13 protein-coding genes are annotated in these 16452 nt (G+C 37.3%); 4 read left to right on the forward strand and 9 right to left on the reverse strand.

The features are described 5' to 3' along the window. The first annotated feature begins 360 nt into the window (after positions 1–360). From ACFSQS_RS11520 to ACFSQS_RS11530, 3 genes are read left to right on the forward strand one after another with little or no spacing between them, the layout of a single operon-like run. Entirely contained in the window at positions 361–3558 is a 3198-nt protein-coding gene (locus tag ACFSQS_RS11520; RefSeq protein WP_388018794.1) for a SusC/RagA family TonB-linked outer membrane protein, read from the forward strand. 11 nt (positions 3559–3569) lie between these two features. Then, the gene (locus ACFSQS_RS11525; RefSeq protein ID WP_388018797.1) at positions 3570–5264 is read left to right on the forward strand and encodes a SusD/RagB family nutrient-binding outer membrane lipoprotein; all 1695 of its coding nucleotides are present in this window, start codon (positions 3570–3572) and stop codon (positions 5262–5264) included. Between the two features lie 13 nt (positions 5265–5277). Beyond that, positions 5278–6165 carry a hypothetical protein gene (locus tag ACFSQS_RS11530; protein ID WP_388018800.1) on the forward strand — a complete coding sequence of 296 codons (888 nt, stop codon included), beginning with the start codon at positions 5278–5280 and terminating at the stop codon, positions 6163–6165. A 75-nt stretch (positions 6166–6240) separates the two neighbouring features. Here the strand turns inward: ACFSQS_RS11530 and lspA are convergent, their stop codons facing one another. The 6 genes from lspA to ACFSQS_RS11560 form a co-directional block, all read right to left on the reverse strand. Beyond that, positions 6241–6729, reverse strand: a complete 489-nt coding sequence (gene lspA / locus ACFSQS_RS11535; RefSeq protein ID WP_388018803.1) for a signal peptidase II — start codon at positions 6727–6729, stop codon at positions 6241–6243. Then, on the reverse strand, positions 6730–7623 hold the full coding sequence (gene fabD, locus ACFSQS_RS11540; protein ID WP_388018806.1) for an ACP S-malonyltransferase: 894 nt from the start codon (positions 7621–7623) through the stop codon (positions 6730–6732). 199 nt (positions 7624–7822) lie between these two features. Further along, complete coding sequence (locus ACFSQS_RS11545) at positions 7823–9379, reverse strand: NAD(P)/FAD-dependent oxidoreductase (RefSeq protein ID WP_388018809.1); 1557 nt, start codon at positions 9377–9379, stop codon at positions 7823–7825. 163 nt (positions 9380–9542) lie between these two features. Next, complete coding sequence (locus ACFSQS_RS11550) at positions 9543–10610, reverse strand: site-specific DNA-methyltransferase (RefSeq protein WP_388018812.1); 1068 nt, start codon at positions 10608–10610, stop codon at positions 9543–9545. Positions 10611–10615: 5 nt separating this feature from the next. Next, the gene (locus ACFSQS_RS11555; protein WP_388018815.1) at positions 10616–11398 is read right to left on the reverse strand and encodes a hypothetical protein; all 783 of its coding nucleotides are present in this window, start codon (positions 11396–11398) and stop codon (positions 10616–10618) included. 144 nt (positions 11399–11542) lie between these two features. Further along, complete coding sequence (locus ACFSQS_RS11560; RefSeq protein ID WP_388018818.1) at positions 11543–12466, reverse strand: dihydrofolate reductase; 924 nt, start codon at positions 12464–12466, stop codon at positions 11543–11545. A gap of 336 nt (positions 12467–12802) precedes the next feature. On the opposite strand from ACFSQS_RS11560, the gene ACFSQS_RS11565 reads away from it, so the two are divergent. Then, positions 12803–13096 (forward strand): isoamylase early set domain-containing protein, encoded by a 294-nt coding sequence (locus ACFSQS_RS11565; protein ID WP_388018821.1) that lies wholly within the window; start codon positions 12803–12805, stop codon positions 13094–13096. An 88-nt stretch (positions 13097–13184) separates the two neighbouring features. Here ACFSQS_RS11565 and ACFSQS_RS11570 read toward each other — a convergent pair whose 3' ends face one another. The 3 genes from ACFSQS_RS11570 to ACFSQS_RS11580 all read right to left on the reverse strand — a co-directional run bounded on the left by ACFSQS_RS11570 (position 13185) and on the right by ACFSQS_RS11580 (position 16443). Beyond that, positions 13185–14009: a thymidylate synthase gene (locus ACFSQS_RS11570; protein WP_388018824.1), complete on the reverse strand. Its 825-nt coding sequence runs from the start codon at positions 14007–14009 to the stop codon at positions 13185–13187. Positions 14010–14282: 273 nt separating this feature from the next. Next, positions 14283–15812 (reverse strand): NupC/NupG family nucleoside CNT transporter, encoded by a 1530-nt coding sequence (locus ACFSQS_RS11575; protein WP_388018827.1) that lies wholly within the window; start codon positions 15810–15812, stop codon positions 14283–14285. Between the two features lie 13 nt (positions 15813–15825). Continuing rightward, positions 15826–16443, reverse strand: a complete 618-nt coding sequence (locus ACFSQS_RS11580; protein ID WP_388018830.1) for a bifunctional nuclease domain-containing protein — start codon at positions 16441–16443, stop codon at positions 15826–15828. Positions 16444–16452: the final 9 nt, after the last annotated feature.

Consider the following 16452-nt stretch of genomic DNA (forward strand, 5'->3'; position numbering starts at 1 on the left):
TTAAGGTGTTTATTGGTGTTTTTTTGCTATTGTGGCTGTACGTAAGTTAAGGTATATTTTAGTTTTAGGGCGTTAAAAATGTGTTAATGCAGTTAACCGGCAAAAAAGCATACTTAAATCATTTAATGTATGCTTTAAATCAAACTTGACATAAAACGCAAATTAAACCGCTTCCTTTACTATTGCAATTGTAAAAGGTGAGGCAGTGTTTAGAGCTTTGCTTTTAAAAAAATTCGGGGTTTCTCTAAACTTTGATTTCATTTCGTAGAGTATAATTTTTTTGAATTAGTCTTTTAAAAAATTTCTTTGCTGCCTTCCTTTTCTACAATCTGCGCAGACTAACTCATAAAATAAGAACAAATGAAAAAAAAGTTTAGTGGATTACTAACGCTATTACTGGCGTTTGTTGTGCAATTATCTTTTGCACAAGAAAAAACAGTGTCTGGAACCATAACAGATAGTTCCGGTCTGCCGCTTCCGGGAGCAACTGTTTTAATTAAAGGAACAACAACAGGTACGTCTTCAGATTTTGATGGCAATTACTCGATTAAGGCAAACCAAGGTGCTACTCTAGTAATTAGCTTTATTGGCTATACTACCAGAGAGGTTGTTGTGGGAACATCAAACACAATTAACGTGCAGCTTAGCGATGACACTACATCGTTAGAGGAAGTGGTAGTTACTGCTTTTGGGATAAAACGTAATGCCAAGGACTTGGGCTATGCGGTAAGTCAGGTTGAATCGGAAGAAATCCTTGAAAATTCAGAACCCGATTTACTACGCTCGCTATCCGGTAAAGTTGCTGGTGTAAATGTAAATTTCTCTAACGGTGTTGCCGGAGCTTCAAACCAAATAAGCATACGCGGGCAAACTACCATAGGTGGAGCCAGCCAACCTTTGTTTATTGTAGATGGCATTGCTTATGATAATTCTCAAGTAACAACTTCAAGCCAAACTACTGGTGGCGGTGCTTACGAGTCTGGTATTTCCAGCTTGGATCCTAACAGCATTGAATCTGTATCGGTGTTAAAAAGTGCGGCGGCAGCGGCCTTATATGGCTCTAGGGCTACAAATGGTGTAATTGTAATTACAACTAAATCGGGGTCGTCAAAAGCCGGAAGTGCTAATAATAAATTAAGTATAAATGTGAGTAGCGGTACTTATTTTGAGGAAATAGCCAACTTACCAGAGTACCAAAATAAATACGGGCAAGGTACACAGTTTAATTTTAATGCAGGCTCCAACGGCTCTTGGGGGCCAGCTTTCGATACCTTGGAAACCATTCCCGTTTGGAATAGCTGGGTAACTGCTTTTCCAGATGTTTACGGGCCTGGGTTAATTGAAACCTTACCCTATGTAGCACAGCCAAACAATGTTAAGAATTTATTTGAAACAGGTGTTGTTTTAGATAATTCGATTACGGCATCTTCAAGAAACGAAAATGGTAGTTTTAGTGTAACGCTGTCTGATTTGCAGCAAAAAGGCTACATCCCATTTAATACCTACGACAGAACTTCTTTTTCTGCGGGCGGAAATTTTAAACTGCCCAATAACATTAGTATTGGCGGTTCTGCAAGTTATTCTGATACGCAGCAAGTGGGCGGGTTTTTTGGCAACAATCAATTTTCGGGGTCTTCAGCTTCTTTTGCAAGAACATTGTGGTTAGGGCGTACTTGGGATTTATCAATTCCCTATACCAATCCATTAACTGGAGGTTCTGTAATTCCAAACACAGGTTGGGACCATCCGTTATGGTCTTGGGAGAACGATCAGGTTATTACAAATTCAAATAGAATTGTTACAAACTTAAGTTTTGGTGTGCCCATTAACGATAATATTTCGGCCTCGTTTAAAGTGGGTTACAACAAGTATAATCTCGAAAGAAAAGAAATAAGGCACCCGCAATCCATAGCTTCAGCTTTAACAGGCGGAACAATTACTTTGGATAATGTAACTATCGAAGATCTAGAATCTACATTTCTATTGAACTTTGATTATACGCTAACAGAAGATTTAGATCTATCGGTTATTACAGGCTTTAATACCTACCAAAATTCTTTTGCCCGAGATGTTAATTTAGGAACTACCTTTATATCACCGGGCATTTACACGTTGGCAAATACGGTAACGGTTTCAAATCAAAACAGTTTGTTTCTCCCTACTAGTGTAGGGTTTTTAAGAAAACGAAATGTAGGTGTATTTGCAGATTTAACATTGTCTTATAAGGACTTTTTGTTTTTAAACGGTACGGGAAGAAACGATTGGTCGTCTTCTTTACCCATAGATAATCGATCTTACTTTTATCCATCAGCAAGTTTGTCGTTAATTGTTACCGAAGCTTTCAAATTAAACAGTAACGTACTAACGTTTGCTAAACTTAGAGGTGGTTGGGCATCGGTTGGTAACGATGCAGGTGCAGAGTTTTTAAGTACTACATTTGCTCTAGGAATCCCCTTTGCATCTGTTCCTGTTATAGGTAATAGAACTGGTTTGGGAGATCAATCTATTACTCCAGAGTTTACAGACGAAATTGAAATTGGTGCAGATTTAGAGTTCTTTAAAAGACGCATTGCCCTAGATTTTACTTGGTACAAAAAAACCACAACCGATTTAATTTCACCGGTTTCTGTTCCTAGATCAAGTGGTTTTACATCCTTTAATACCAATATAGGGGAAATGACCAACACGGGAGTGGAAATTGGCTTAACATTAGTGCCCATTCAAACCGAGAACTTTAAATGGAACATATTTACCACATTTACCAAAAACACCAATGAGGTTACCGAGTTGGTTGAAGGCCTTGAAAGAATAAGATTGGACGGAAACCAGATAGCTTATGCTATTAAAGGGCAGCCATTCGGCGTGTTTTTTGGTACCAAACACCAAAGGGACGATGAGGGTAATTATATTATCGATCAATCTACAGGATGGATATTCCAAGATCCAAAAAGTGATATAATCGGCGATCCAACCCCAGATTTTAAAATGGGCTTTATCAACACGTTTACTTATAAAAATTGGTCGTTACGGGCTCAGTTCGATTGGAGAGAAGGTGGAGACTTTCAGTCTATAAGCATAGGCTCTCTTTTAGGAAGAGGGGTTACCAAAGATACAGAAGATAGAGAGCGTACCCACATTATCCCTGGGTTTTATGGTGATGTAAATGGAAACTATACTCTGGATAGTAACGGAAACCGAATCCCTAATACAACGCAAATCGATACAAACGATTTGTACTTTACAGGAGGAGGCCCCAGCAATACTTGGGGCATAAACTCAACCGATCAAGGTACGGTGTTCGATGGTACGGTGTATCGTTTAAGAGAGTTGAATTTAACCTTCGATGTGCCGTCCAAATGGTTGGAAAAAACGCCTTTTGGTAAAATTTCTTTAAGCGCATTTGGTAATAACCTATGGTATTTTGCGCCAAATGTACCAAGATACACCAATTACGATCCAGAAATAACATCCTTTGGCTCTAGTAGAATCCAGGGTATTGAAAACTCTTCAGCACCAACGTCTAAGCGATATGGATTTAAAATCAACTTAACTTTTTAAATAAAAAAACAATGAAAAACATAAAATTTAAAAGGTATCATATTTTACCAATACTTATCGTCGTTATATCTTTTTTTGGATGCGACAAGTATTTGGATGTAGATACAGATACAGATAACCCAACCGTTGCACCAATGAACCAGTTGTTGCCAAATATAGAAATAACCACGGCTTTAATTGCAGATTGGAATAACTTTAGCGGTGAGGTTCTTGGTACGCAAACCCATCAAGGGGTCTCAAGAAGTAGCCAAGATCAATACGGTACCCAAGCCAATAATATTCCTTTAAATAACGATTGGAACAATGTGTATTTAACACTAACAGATTTAGAGACACTGATTTCTCAAGCAGATACTGATGGCGCCACAGTATATAAAGGTATTGGGCAATTGCTTAAAGCCTATATGATGTCTGTAGCTGTCGATTTGTGGGGCGATGTGCCATATTCTGAAGCGACTTTGCTAATCCAAGGAAATGTAAGTCCAGTTTTTGACGATTCAGAAACTATATACCAAGATATTTTTAATTTAATTGATGATGCCAAAGTGAATCTGAATAATCCAGGAGGCTTGGTTCCTGGGGGAGACGACTTATTTTATGCGGGTTCTACCAGTAAATGGATTAAGTTCGCCAATACATTCAAATTAAAATTATTAAATCAAATACGGTTGTCATCATCACCATTGTTTAGTCAACCTGCTTTAGATGCATTGGTGGCTGAAAACAACTTTTTTACATCAAATGCAGACGATTTTCAATTCACGCATACGGCCACGGTTTCACCACAAGACGAGCGTAACCAACTATTTCAAGCCGCTTATGGTGGTGCTCAGGTAGATCATTATGTAAGCCCATGGTTTTATGAGATTATAATGGGAATGAATCCTAATATCCATACAGGAAACCAAGACCCTAGAATACCCTATTATTGGGCAAATCAATTGCAACCAGGGCAATTTCCCAGAGATCAGTCAGATCCTATTTCTGGCGACCCTAGAGCAGATTATTGGGATTCCTCTACAGGGTTTTTTACCATTCGTTTTGGTAGCGTTGGCCCATGGCGAGATGGTGCCGTAGCCAACGATGCTACATTTCCGGGTATTTTCCCATGTGGCGGAAGATACGATGACGGACAAGGTTTTGCAAGAACCGTTGCAAGTGGTACTGGTGTAGCTCCAAGACGGATATTAACTTACGATGAGTTTTTATATATCCAAGCCGAACTTATGCACGTGGGCTTAATCTCTGGAGATGCTAGTGCAAAATTAACTGAAGCCATAACGGCAAGCTTTGCTAAGGTTGATCAGGTTGTAGCAGGAACGGGCACAACCCAAACCGTGCCGGTACTGTCGGGCTCAACCGCAGTAACAGATTTTATAGCGAATATAGAAACAGAATTTGCAGCAGCAAGCGCAGATAAACAATTGGAAATTATTATGACCCAAAAATGGGTGGCTACTTATGGCGACCAAATGGATCAATATAACGATTACAGAAGAACAGGTTACCCTGTTCTGGCTAATCCTAATGGAACAAATGAATATCAGTTGGATAATGGAGACCCATATCCTTTACTCGATACCGATACCACATTGAATAACCCTTTTAACAGAACATTTTTCTGGCCAGAAAACGAGTTAAACCTTAATCAAAACGCTCCAGAACAAAAAACTATAGCGACTTATAGAGTGTTTTGGGACAAATAAAAAATATAAAAAAATGAGAACTATAAAAAATGTATTATTAATAACTATAATCGCCTTCATTGGTTTTTCCTGTGAAAATAAAGATGGAGGGGATTCAGCACTCGTTTTAGAAGCGGGAGCAGTTCCTAATATGACAAAAGCACCAGGGTCTGATGGCATTATCGATCTTGTAAGGCTTAACAGTGGTGAGGTGTTAACCATAGCTTTTAATGCCGATTTAGCTCAAGGCAAAATGCCTGCATCTGTAGATATTATTGCTGCGTATGTTACGTTATCAGGATCTGCTTATACTTCAACGTTAGCAAGCAATGTAGGCTTGCCTATAGATTATTCTTTAACTACAAATGATATTATTGCTGCCTTTTCAGAAATAAATAGTGCAGACGATATTAAATTAGGTGATATCTTAAGGATTTCTACAAGATTTACCATGCCAGACGGAAGGGTTTTAAGCATATTGAATGATGACGGTACAGATAACACAGGAACAACGCTTAGCAACTCTAAACTGGTTTCTATTGTTATTAACTATCCTGTATCTTGCCCTTCGAATATTGGGGGAACTTATTTAGTTTCTAGTACAGGAACAGGATGTTGCGGTGTGGCACCAATTACAAATTATGAATATACTGTAACGGTAACTGATAATGGTGGCGGATCTTATGCTTTGTCTGATTATTCTGGAGGTGCTTACGATGGTTTGTTCTGTGGCCCTTTTGGAATATGCGGAGATGCCTCAATTGGCAATATTACAGATGTTTGTGGCACGCTTAACGGTTCTGCTCCAGATTGCTGTGGCGATAACATTGCGTTTTCGGGTACTGTAAACGATGATGGTACTTGGAGTGTTGAGGTTTCCAGCGGTTTTATTAACGCAACTAGCGTTTGGACAAAGCAATAAAAAAACAACTAACATTAAAATTAAATCGCCTAGTGAATATATCCTAGGCGATTTGTTTATAATAAATTTGTTGGGCTATTTTTTCTTCTTCCTAAAACTAGAAATTACCAAAATAATCATGCCGGTAGTAACCGATAAATCAGCCAAATTAAAAATACCGGTTCTAAACACACCACCAAAATCGATATGCCAAAAATCGGTAACCGATCCATAAACAAAACGGTCGTAAACATTGCCAATACCGCCGCCAATAATACTGGAAAAGGCAAAAAGAGACCACTTATCTAGAGTTTTATCTTTAAAAACATAACGCAGCACCAAGGCCAAAACAACAATGGGTAGAATTAGTAGCAGCAATATTCTAAGCGTTTCGCTTAAATCGCTGCCCAGACCTAAAAAAGCACCACTGTTTTCTACATTGTGTAACGTAAAATAATCACCAATAATTTCAGATTGGCTTCCTGCTACAACATGAGCTCTAACCCAAATTTTTGAAATTTGATCTATTGCAATTGTAACAATAATAACCAATAAAATAAAAATAGAGCGTTTCGATAATTTCATTTAGCTATTACTTTCAAAAGTTGCAGAAGCCGTTTCAGATGCTCTGTTAATTTTCTTTACCAATCCTTGTAATACTTTACCTGGGCCAACTTCGGTAAATAAAGTAGCGCCATCGGCAATCATTTGTTGTACAGATTGGGTCCAGCGCACTGGCGCTGTTAATTGCGATATTAAGTTTGCTTTTATTTCGGCTTCATTAATAACCGCATTTGCCGTTACATTTTGGTAAATGGGGCAGTTGGGTTTGCTAAATGTTGTGTTTTCAATAGCCGCAGCCAATTCTTCGCGGGCAGGCTCCATTAAAGGCGAATGGAATGCACCACCAACGGGCAGCACCAATGCACGTCGTGCCCCTTCTTCTTTTAAAGATTCGCAGGCTTTATTAATAGCTTCAATTTCGCCCGAAATAACCAATTGCCCAGGGCAGTTGTAGTTTGCTGCCACTACAACACCTTCGGTTGTAGCACATATTTTTTCAACTATATCATCATCTAAACCTAATACAGCGGCCATGGTGCTGGGTTTAATTTCGCAGGCTTTTTGCATCGCCAAAGCACGCTTCGATACCAACTTTAAACCATCTTCAAAATTTAAAGTTCCGTTGGCAACCAAAGCAGAAAACTCGCCCAAAGAGTGTCCCGCAACCATATCGGGTTTAAAACTGTCGCCCAAAGTTTTGGCTAAAATTACCGAGTGTAAAAATATGGCGGGCTGGGTTACTTGGGTTTCCTTAAGGGCTTCGGCAGTGCCTTCAAACATGGTGTCTGTAATGCTAAAGCCTAAAATATCATTAGCTTGTTCAAATAATTCTTGTGCCAATGCAGATCTTTCATAAAGGTCTAAACCCATTCCTGAGAACTGCGCGCCTTGGCCTGGAAATATATATGCGTTCATAGTGTTTTAAATTTTAATGCTGCAAAAATAGGAATAAATCTTTTAAACAAGATAGCTTACTTTGCTTTTAGAAAAACAGATAAAATAATTATTTGGGCGTTACCCCGAAAAGGGGTCGGGCTTTCACTACTCGCTTCCTCCTGCGTCGGCGAGCTCAAACATGTCGTTCAATCCCTAACGCAGAGCCCAAGTTACAATCCTACAATCCTACAATTGCTGCTTCGGTACAACGTTCGCCATCCATAGCAGCCGAAACAATGCCACCAGCATAACCGCCGCCTTCGCCGCAGGGAAACAAACCTTCAATCTCTATGTGCTCTAAATTGTCTTTTCGTGGGATGTTAACGGGCGATGAGGTTCTAGATTCCACACCAACAACATTGGCATCTTCGGTATAATAGCCATCCATTTTTTGTCCGAATGCTTCAAAACCTTTTCTCAATCTGCTCCCAATTAATTTTGGTAAAAGTGAATGTAAAGGTGCCGAGTTTAGCCCAGGTTGATACGATGTGGTATTCAAAGTGTTCGACAAGCGACCTTCAACAAAATCGGTTAAGCGTTGCGCCGGAGCAACCTGACTTCTTCCGCCTGCGGTAAATGCTAATCGCTCTAAATTCTTTTGATATTCCAAGCCTTTTAAAACCCCAAATTGCTCGTATTTCCGTAAATCTTGTTCGGCATTAATTTCAACAACAATACCCGAATTGGCATACAGGTTATTTCGTCTTGAAGGCGACATCCCATTAACAACAACCTCGCCGTTAGCGGTGGCCGCAGGCACTATAAATCCGCCCGGGCACATACAAAACGAATACACACCACGGGCGTTTACTTGCTGCACCAAAGCGTAAGAAGCCGCCGGAAGTAAAGGGTTGCGTTCGCCAGAGCAATGGTATTGAATACGATCAATAATATGTTGCGGATGCTCCACCCGAACACCCATAGCGAACGATTTTGCTTTTAAGGCAATTTGCTTTTTATAAAGTAAATAATAAATATCGCGAGCCGAATGTCCGGTTGCCAAAATAACGCGGTTAGCAACCATTTCGTTACCGTTTTGCAATTGTATGGCTTGTATTTTGTTGTTTATTATAGTAAAATCTACCACGCGTGTTTCAAAATGGATTTCGCCACCATAGTTTAAAATGGTTTCGCGAATATTCTGTACCACTTTGGGTAATTTGTTGGTGCCAATATGCGGATGCGCATCGACTAAAATCTGATTGGTTGCCCCGTGAAACACGAGGTTTTCAAAAATACGACGCACATCGCCACGTTTTAAGCTTCGGGTGTATAATTTACCATCGCTATACGTGCCGGCGCCACCTTCGCCAAAGCAATAATTGGAGTTTGGGTTTACAAAATGATCTTGATTTATTGCTTTTAAATCCCTGCGGCGGTCTTGCACATTTTTACCGCGCTCTAAAACAATGGGTTTAAAACCCAGTTCTATACAGCGCAAAGCGGCATACATGCCCGCTGGACCAAACCCAATAATATGGATGGGTTTCGCTTTTGATACGTCTTTATAATTAAAGATGTATTCTGGGTTTTTTGGTACAGGCTCTTTAATATAAACCGCAACTTTATAATTAAAAACAATTTTTGGTTTACGGGCATCAATAGATTTTCTAAGAATTTTTACACCCGTAATATCGCTTTTATCGATATCGAGTTTTAGGGCAGATTTTAAAACTAAAATATTGGGTTGTGCTTCTTCTTTAAGTGTAATACGAAGTTGGATTTCTTTTACCATGTTGCGAAATTACGGAAAATAGAAAAAGGTAATGGGAATAAATTATTGAAGATTTGTTTGCCAGTTTTATTTATTGCTCGTTGAGGTTTCGAAGTACTAAACTTTCAATTTAGCACTTATTTTATTATGTGTTAAAATCTTGAATTTCAGCACAAAATAACCATTAGCTATAAACTTCTTTGTTTGCAACTGTATTTTCTTTAAGCTCTTTAAAATCGTATGCAGGTTTTTCAATAAAAAGGTCTCCTTCAATTTTTTCAAGTTTTTCTTTAGTCGCTTTAATTGCGTGATCTGATTGGTCAATCCCTATCCATTTTCTACTATTATAATGGGCTGACTTTAATGTTGTTCCTGAACCACAGAAACAATCTAAAACAATACTGTTTTTATTTGAAGAAGTACGAATTATTAAGTCTAAAATGTTAGGGTTTTTTTCTGTTGGATAAGTTGGATATTGTGGGTCTTTGTATTCCCAAATGTCTTGCACTCTTTTACCTTCTCTTTCGTCTGCAAAAATTATTTTTCTTGGGTTACCATTTGAAGACCATTCTATCAATCCATCTTTATCCCATTGTTCCAAAGTTTCTACATTAGTTCTCCAATGCCTACCTTTTGGTGGTGAAATTCCTTTAAATGGTTGGTTCGATTTCCCATTTTCTGTTTCGCCTGGTGCGTGAATTGGAACAGTTGTATATCTTCTTCCTTGCTTGTCTTTTTTTGAAAACAATTTTTCAAGGTCTTTTTCTGTGTACTTTTCTCTTGGTTCGTTCCAAATAGGATTGTTTGTTTTAGTGTAAAATAGAATTAAATCTTTTACGTTGCCATAACCTAGCCTATTAAAATTTTTAGGATTGCATTTTACTCTAGTTATATCGTTTCTAAAATTTTCAAAACCAAAAACTTCATCCATTAGAACTTTTACATAATGCCCGATTTTATAGTCAATATGAAGATATATTGAGCCTTCTTCAGACATTAATTCTTTCAGTAAAATCAATCTTTGTTTTATGAAGTTTAAGAAATCATTACCAAGTAATTTATCCGAGTAAGCAATATCTCCATTTCTTGAGTTACTAATTGTCGAAGCACGACCATCTGTAATTGTAAAATTACCACCTGTTGCAAATGGTGGGTCTATGTAAACTAAATCAATTTTACCTTTTAAATCTTTTTCGTTAAGAAGGTAATTAAGTCCTATAATATTATCTGATTTTAAAAGTAAATTGTTCATAGTGTTTATAGTTGATAAAGAAATTCTCTTAAAACAAGAGCACTCATAATATTGTAATCTTTGTAAGTTTCTGTTATTGATTTATGCATTTTGTTTCGTCCTTCTATAAATAAAACTCCATCTAATATTGCGATCTTAACAGCTTTAACGCCCTTGGCTTCAACTGTACTAATAGCATCATTGAATTGTGCGTTTTGATGTCCACCAAAATCGGTTAAAAATTTAGCTTCTCCAATTACATATTGCTTGTTGAAACGACCAACAAAATCTAAACCTTTATTATGGTTATATCCTAAATTTTCTTTAGCAAAATTCATCATTGCATTGTCGCTTGCATCCAGAATAGCATCTTTGTCATTTCTTAAAAAAACATCTAAAGAAACAGGTTCAACGCCAAGCGATTTTCTTTTTAACCAATCACGAAACATTGGACCTATCTGTCTGTTAGTTTCTTTTGGTTCGCTACATCTTTCAAATATTTTTTCAAGTCCCATTTCATAAAGACGACCGCAAACTCTGTTTATTGTTCTTGGGTTTCTGTCTATTGCAGAACCATCTCTTTTCAAATATGCTATGTAACTATCCTTAATTGGAAACAAATCAAACTTTAATAATTGCCTTATTAATAAGTCATTATCTTTCTTTTTGAAAGATTTTTCAACTTCAGCCCAAACATCTTCATTAATATCTCTAATTCCTTCAGGAATTGTGGGGTAAACTTGAAATAAGTCATCTAAGTATGACCTTTGATTTGCATAATCTATACTTAATTTAGTCCATTTGTTCATTTTCCAAATTTAGTCATTTTTATATTGTTGCCAATTGGCTCGCGGATATACGTCGCTTTAATACTGAAAACAAGTTTGGCACAGGTAACTTGCATCCGACGCTAAGTGAGGTTATCGTTTTTTTTCTGTTTAAGTCAAGTTTAGTTACTTTCTCTCATAAGTCAAAAACGAAAACTCATGCTCGTGGTTTTCATCTTTTGAATGAAAGGTGTTTGCGGTTTCTTTCCAAACAGAGGTGTCTATTTTCGGGAAAAACGTATCGGCTTCAAAACTTTCGTGTACACGCGTTAACTCAATTTTATCGGCTAAAGTCATGGCTTGTTTGTAGATTTCGCCACCGCCAATTATAAAGGGTTGCGCATCGTTTTTTGCAGCGTCTATGGCATCTTCTAAAGAGTTTACCAAAATAACACCGCTGGGAACTTTGTAGTCTTTTTGTCTTGAAATAACTACGTGCGTTCTGTTGGGCAAGGGTTTCGGGAAACTTTCAAAGGTTTTGCGCCCCATTATAATATGGTGGCCGTTGGTTAAGCTTTTAAAGCGTTTTAAATCGTCGCTTAAATGCCAAATAAGTTTGTTGCCTTTTCCAATGGCATCATTTTCCGCGGCAGCGACAATTATTGTCAATTCTATTTTAGGTTTTGGGTTTTGGGTTTTGGGTAATGTTTTATTATAAACTTCGCTTTGCGCTATTAAGGTTTCTTCTTTTACAAAGCCCGCTTTAAGTTTATCAATACGCTCTTGCTGTTTTGCAACCAGTTTGTCTAATTGGTTTTTCTCCCAAGCTTTTCCCATAAATTTATGGGTTACATATACATTAAAGACATGGTACAATAAAAAGAAAAGCCAAAGCAAAATAGCAAATACAAACCATTCTTTGCCAAAAAAGGTTACGTCTTTGCCTATGCCCAAAATGGTATTGGCAACAATTAAAAATAGTGCTCCAATTAAAAATACAACAAAGTGAACGTATAAGCGCTTTTTTTGTTTAATGCGTTTTTGGGCGTTTTCAATTAGCTCTAATTGGTTTGCGTCTATTAAGGGTTTTTGTTTTTTCTTTCCGAACATATATAATAAAATAACAGAGCTGTAAAGTTAAAACTTTTAGTAATACCAAACGATTTTTGGAGCTTATTTGGAGAATTTGCCTTAAATGTTGCTTAAGTATTGGTTACTAAAACGTTTTCGTTTTAAGACCGATTAAAAATAATAAAAGGATAACAGGATTTTTTTTGATGTTTTGCTAATTAATTCGTTAAAATAAGCGGTTTCGTTAAATTATTGTTAAGACGTATTGTTAAAACGATAAATCTTTGACTTAAAGTGTTTTAAATAATTGTAAATATGTGATTGTTTTATAAATTTGCCGGTTGAAAATAAAACTAAATTAAACAAGATAGAATCATGGCTATTACAAAACAGTATTTAAAAAGCAAACCTATTTGTAAAGTTACTTTTACGGTACCTGCAGAAGATGCAAAAAAAGTAGCGGTAATTGGGAGTTTTAACCAATGGGACGAGAATGCAACAATACTTAAAAAACTGAAAAATGGAACTTTTAAAGGAACATTAAACTTAGAGAAAGACAATTCTTACGAGTTTAGGTACCTTATTGATGGTGCTTACGTAAACGATGAGCAAGCAGATGCTTATGCAAAAAACGAATTTGCATCAGAAAACGGTGTGTTAACGGTATAGTTAAACCCATAAAGAAATCAGACAAAAAAGCGCTTTTAAAATTTTTGAAAGCGCTTTTTTTTGTTTTAAAAAAAGATTGAATACGGTTTTATACCGCAACAACCCCTTTTATATGCGGATGCGGATTATAATCAACAAGTGTAAAGTCTTCAAAATCAAAATCAAAAATATCTTTAATTTCAGGATTTAAAATCATTTTTGGTAGCGGTCTTAAATCACGGGATAATTGTAATTCTAATTGCTCAAGATGGTTGCTGTAAATATGCGCATCGCCAAAGGTGTGAATAAATTCTCCAGCTTGGTAACCACAAACTTGAGCCATCATCATGGTAAGCAACGCATAACTTGCAATGTTGAAAGGAACTCCTAAAAAGATGTCGGCACTGCGTTGATAGAGTTGGCACGATAATTTACCATCGGCAACATAAAATTGAAAGAAAGCATGACAGGGCGGAAGCGCCGCTTTGCCATTGGCCACATTTTCACTAAAGCTTTTTGAGGTATCTGGTAAAACCGAAGGGTTCCAAGCAGAAACCAACAAGCGCCTGCTGTTCGGGTTGGTTTTTAGGGTGTTAATAATGTCTTTAATCTGGTCTATTTCGTCGTTATTCCAGTTGCGCCATTGGTGGCCATAAACAGGACCTAAATCGCCATTCTCGTCTGCCCAACTGTTCCAGATTTTCACACCATTTTCGGTTAAATAGTTAATATTGGTATCGCCTTTTAAAAACCAAAGCAACTCATAAATAATCGATTTTAAGTGCAGTTTTTTTGTGGTAACCATGGGGAAACCTTCACTTAAATCGAACCGCATTTGGTAACCAAAAACACTTTTTGTGCCTATGCCTGTTCTGTCTTCTTTTTTGTTGCCGTTTTCTAAAACGTGTTTTACTAAATCGTGGTATTGTTTCATGTTTTCTTTCCGCGAAAGCGAAAATGTTTTTTAATTAAACTTGGTTTTATAATTGAAATCGAATCTTAGTCAATAGCTGTTTTAACTGGCTTTGTAAGGTGTTTTTCAATAAAACCGGCCTTATTTCAAGCCATGCCAGCACAACAAAATGCCAGTGCTAAAAATATATAAAATCATTAAACTTAGGGGGTTGTTTCTCCAATAAAATATCACAAAGTTATTAACGGATTTATTTTGGGCTTCGATTTCCCTTTGGGAAAGTAAAGGGGCTTTTTACCCAATAATCATTCCGGCAATGGTAGCCGATATTAAAGAGGCGATGGTACCGCCAATTAAGGCTTTCATGCCAAATTTAGATAAGGTTTTGCGTTGCCCGGGCGCTAGCGAGCCAATACCACCAATTTGAATGCCAATAGATGCAAAATTGGCAAACCCGCAAAGCATATAAGTGGCCATAATTATAGATTTTTGGTAACTTAAATGTGTTGTATTTGCTACGTTTTTTAAATCGGATAATTGGATGTAGCCTATAAATTCGCTGGCGGCAAGTTTAATGCCTAAAAGCTGCCCCATTAAGGCCATGTCTTCTTTTGCAACGCCTATAAGCCACATAAGCGGGGCAAAAACGTAACCCAAAATAAGTTCGAGCGATAGGCTTTGGTAAGCGGTGTTGTTTGCAATCCATCCATTTAAAGTGGTTACATCGCCAACCCATCCTAAAATACCGTTAAACATGGCAATAAAAGCGACAAACACTAAAAGCATAGCCCCTACATTTACGGCCAGTTTTAAACCTTCGGTGGTGCCGTTGGCAATGGCATCTAAAAAGTTAGAACCTATTTTTTCTTGCGAAACCTTAACATTGGTATTAACGTTTTCGGTTTGTGGATATAGTATTTTAGAAATTACAATGGCACCAGGTGCAGCCATTACCGATGCCGCCAACAAGTGTTTTGCATAAAATAGCCGTAAGGCAGGATCGTCGCCACCAAGAAACCCAATATAGGCTGCCAATACCGCTCCGGCAACGGTGGCCATTCCGCCAATCATTACCAAAAGCATTTCAGACTTATTCATTTTTTCTAAATAGGCCTTTATTAAAAGTGGGGCTTCGGTTTGCCCTAAAAAAATGTTTCCGGCTACACTTAAGCTTTCTGCTCCAGAAATCTTTAATAATTTAGAAAGCAACCAACCGAACGCTTTTACTACTTTTTGAATGATGCCCAAGTAGAATAAAACTGATGTTAAAGCAGAAAAGAAGATAATAGTTGGAAGCACTTGAAAGGCGAAAATAAAACCGAAAGTGTCCATATCTACAACCAAACCCTCAAATAAAAACTTACTGCCAGCTCTTGTGAATTCCAATACTTCAACAAATAAGCCACCAATAAATTCAAAAATATTTTTAATAAATTCCACTTTTAATACTCCAATAGCAATTAATAGTTGAAATGTTAAACCAATACCTACAATTTTCCAATTTATTGCTTTTCTGTTACTACTAAAAAGGAAGGCAATAAAAATTAAGGTAACCATACCTAAAACACCGCGCCACAAACTATTTAATGAAAAGCCTTGGTTTGGTATTATGGTGCTTTCAGTTGTTTTTGAAGAGGCTGTCTCTGAGGTGTTTGCGGCTTCTTTTTTAGGTAAATTTATGTTTGTTGAATCTATTAGTATAGTTTCAGTTTGCGAAACAATTTCGATAGCCTCAGTAGGTTTTTGTTTGTTTGTTTCTTGTGCTATTAATATTGAAGTAGAAAACAAGAAAATAGCAACTAAAGACAAAAAAACCTGTTTCATTGTTTTTAAAAAATTAGCGTTTTGAAATTTCGTCGCGAATATGGGCAGCGGCTTCGTAATCTTCGTTTGAAACGGCCTCGTCCAATAATTGATGAAGCTCTTTTAGTGTTTTGGTTTTGTAATGGTCTCGAGGAGCTTTGGGCTCTAGCTCATTGGCTAAGATATCGTCAACCAAAATACTGTCTTGTAGCTCTTGCTCGTCTTCTTTTTTGGGGTTCACTTTTAGGTAAATACCGGCTTTGTCAAGAATGTTTTTATAGGTAAAGATAGGAGCATCGAACCTAAGGGCCAAAGCTATGGCATCGCTGGTTCGGGCATCTATTATTTCTTCAATTTTATCGCGCTCGCAGATTAAACTGGAGTAAAAAACACCATCTACCAATTTATGGATAATAACTTGTTTTACAACAATATCGAACCTGTCGGCGAAATTTTTGAATAAATCGTGAGTTAAAGGCCGAGGCGGGCGAATTTCTTTTTCTAAAGCTATGGCTATAGATTGTGCTTCAAAAGCGCCAATTACAATGGGGAGTTTGCGATCGCCTTCTACTTCGTTTAAAATAAGGGCATAAGCGCCATTTTGGGTTTGGCTGTACGAAATGCCTTTTATGTTTAATCTTACTAAACTCATAGTTTACTC

Origin of the sequence: Gelatiniphilus marinus, from assembly GCF_042684345.1 — a bacterium.
Classification (GTDB): domain Bacteria; phylum Bacteroidota; class Bacteroidia; order Flavobacteriales; family Flavobacteriaceae; genus Gelatiniphilus; species Gelatiniphilus marinus.

Excerpts from the sequence above, each read along its gene's own strand:
- ACFSQS_RS11520 (WP_388018794.1), top strand. The coding sequence starts at position 361 with ATGAAAAAAAAGTTTAGTGGATTACTAACGCTATTACTGGCGTTTGTT.
- ACFSQS_RS11525 (WP_388018797.1), top strand. The coding sequence starts at position 3,570 with ATGAAAAACATAAAATTTAAAAGGTATCATATTTTACCAATACTTATC.
- ACFSQS_RS11530 (WP_388018800.1), top strand. The coding sequence starts at position 5,278 with ATGAGAACTATAAAAAATGTATTATTAATAACTATAATCGCCTTCATT.
- lspA (WP_388018803.1), bottom strand. The coding sequence starts at position 6,729 with ATGAAATTATCGAAACGCTCTATTTTTATTTTATTGGTTATTATTGTT.
- fabD (WP_388018806.1), bottom strand. The coding sequence starts at position 7,623 with ATGAACGCATATATATTTCCAGGCCAAGGCGCGCAGTTCTCAGGAATG.
- ACFSQS_RS11545 (WP_388018809.1), bottom strand. The coding sequence starts at position 9,379 with ATGGTAAAAGAAATCCAACTTCGTATTACACTTAAAGAAGAAGCACAA.
- ACFSQS_RS11550 (WP_388018812.1), bottom strand. The coding sequence starts at position 10,610 with ATGAACAATTTACTTTTAAAATCAGATAATATTATAGGACTTAATTAC.
- ACFSQS_RS11555 (WP_388018815.1), bottom strand. The coding sequence starts at position 11,398 with ATGAACAAATGGACTAAATTAAGTATAGATTATGCAAATCAAAGGTCA.
- ACFSQS_RS11560 (WP_388018818.1), bottom strand. The coding sequence starts at position 12,466 with ATGTTCGGAAAGAAAAAACAAAAACCCTTAATAGACGCAAACCAATTA.
- ACFSQS_RS11565 (WP_388018821.1), top strand. The coding sequence starts at position 12,803 with ATGGCTATTACAAAACAGTATTTAAAAAGCAAACCTATTTGTAAAGTT.
- ACFSQS_RS11570 (WP_388018824.1), bottom strand. The coding sequence starts at position 14,009 with ATGAAACAATACCACGATTTAGTAAAACACGTTTTAGAAAACGGCAAC.
- ACFSQS_RS11575 (WP_388018827.1), bottom strand. The coding sequence starts at position 15,812 with ATGAAACAGGTTTTTTTGTCTTTAGTTGCTATTTTCTTGTTTTCTACT.
- ACFSQS_RS11580 (WP_388018830.1), bottom strand. The coding sequence starts at position 16,443 with ATGAGTTTAGTAAGATTAAACATAAAAGGCATTTCGTACAGCCAAACC.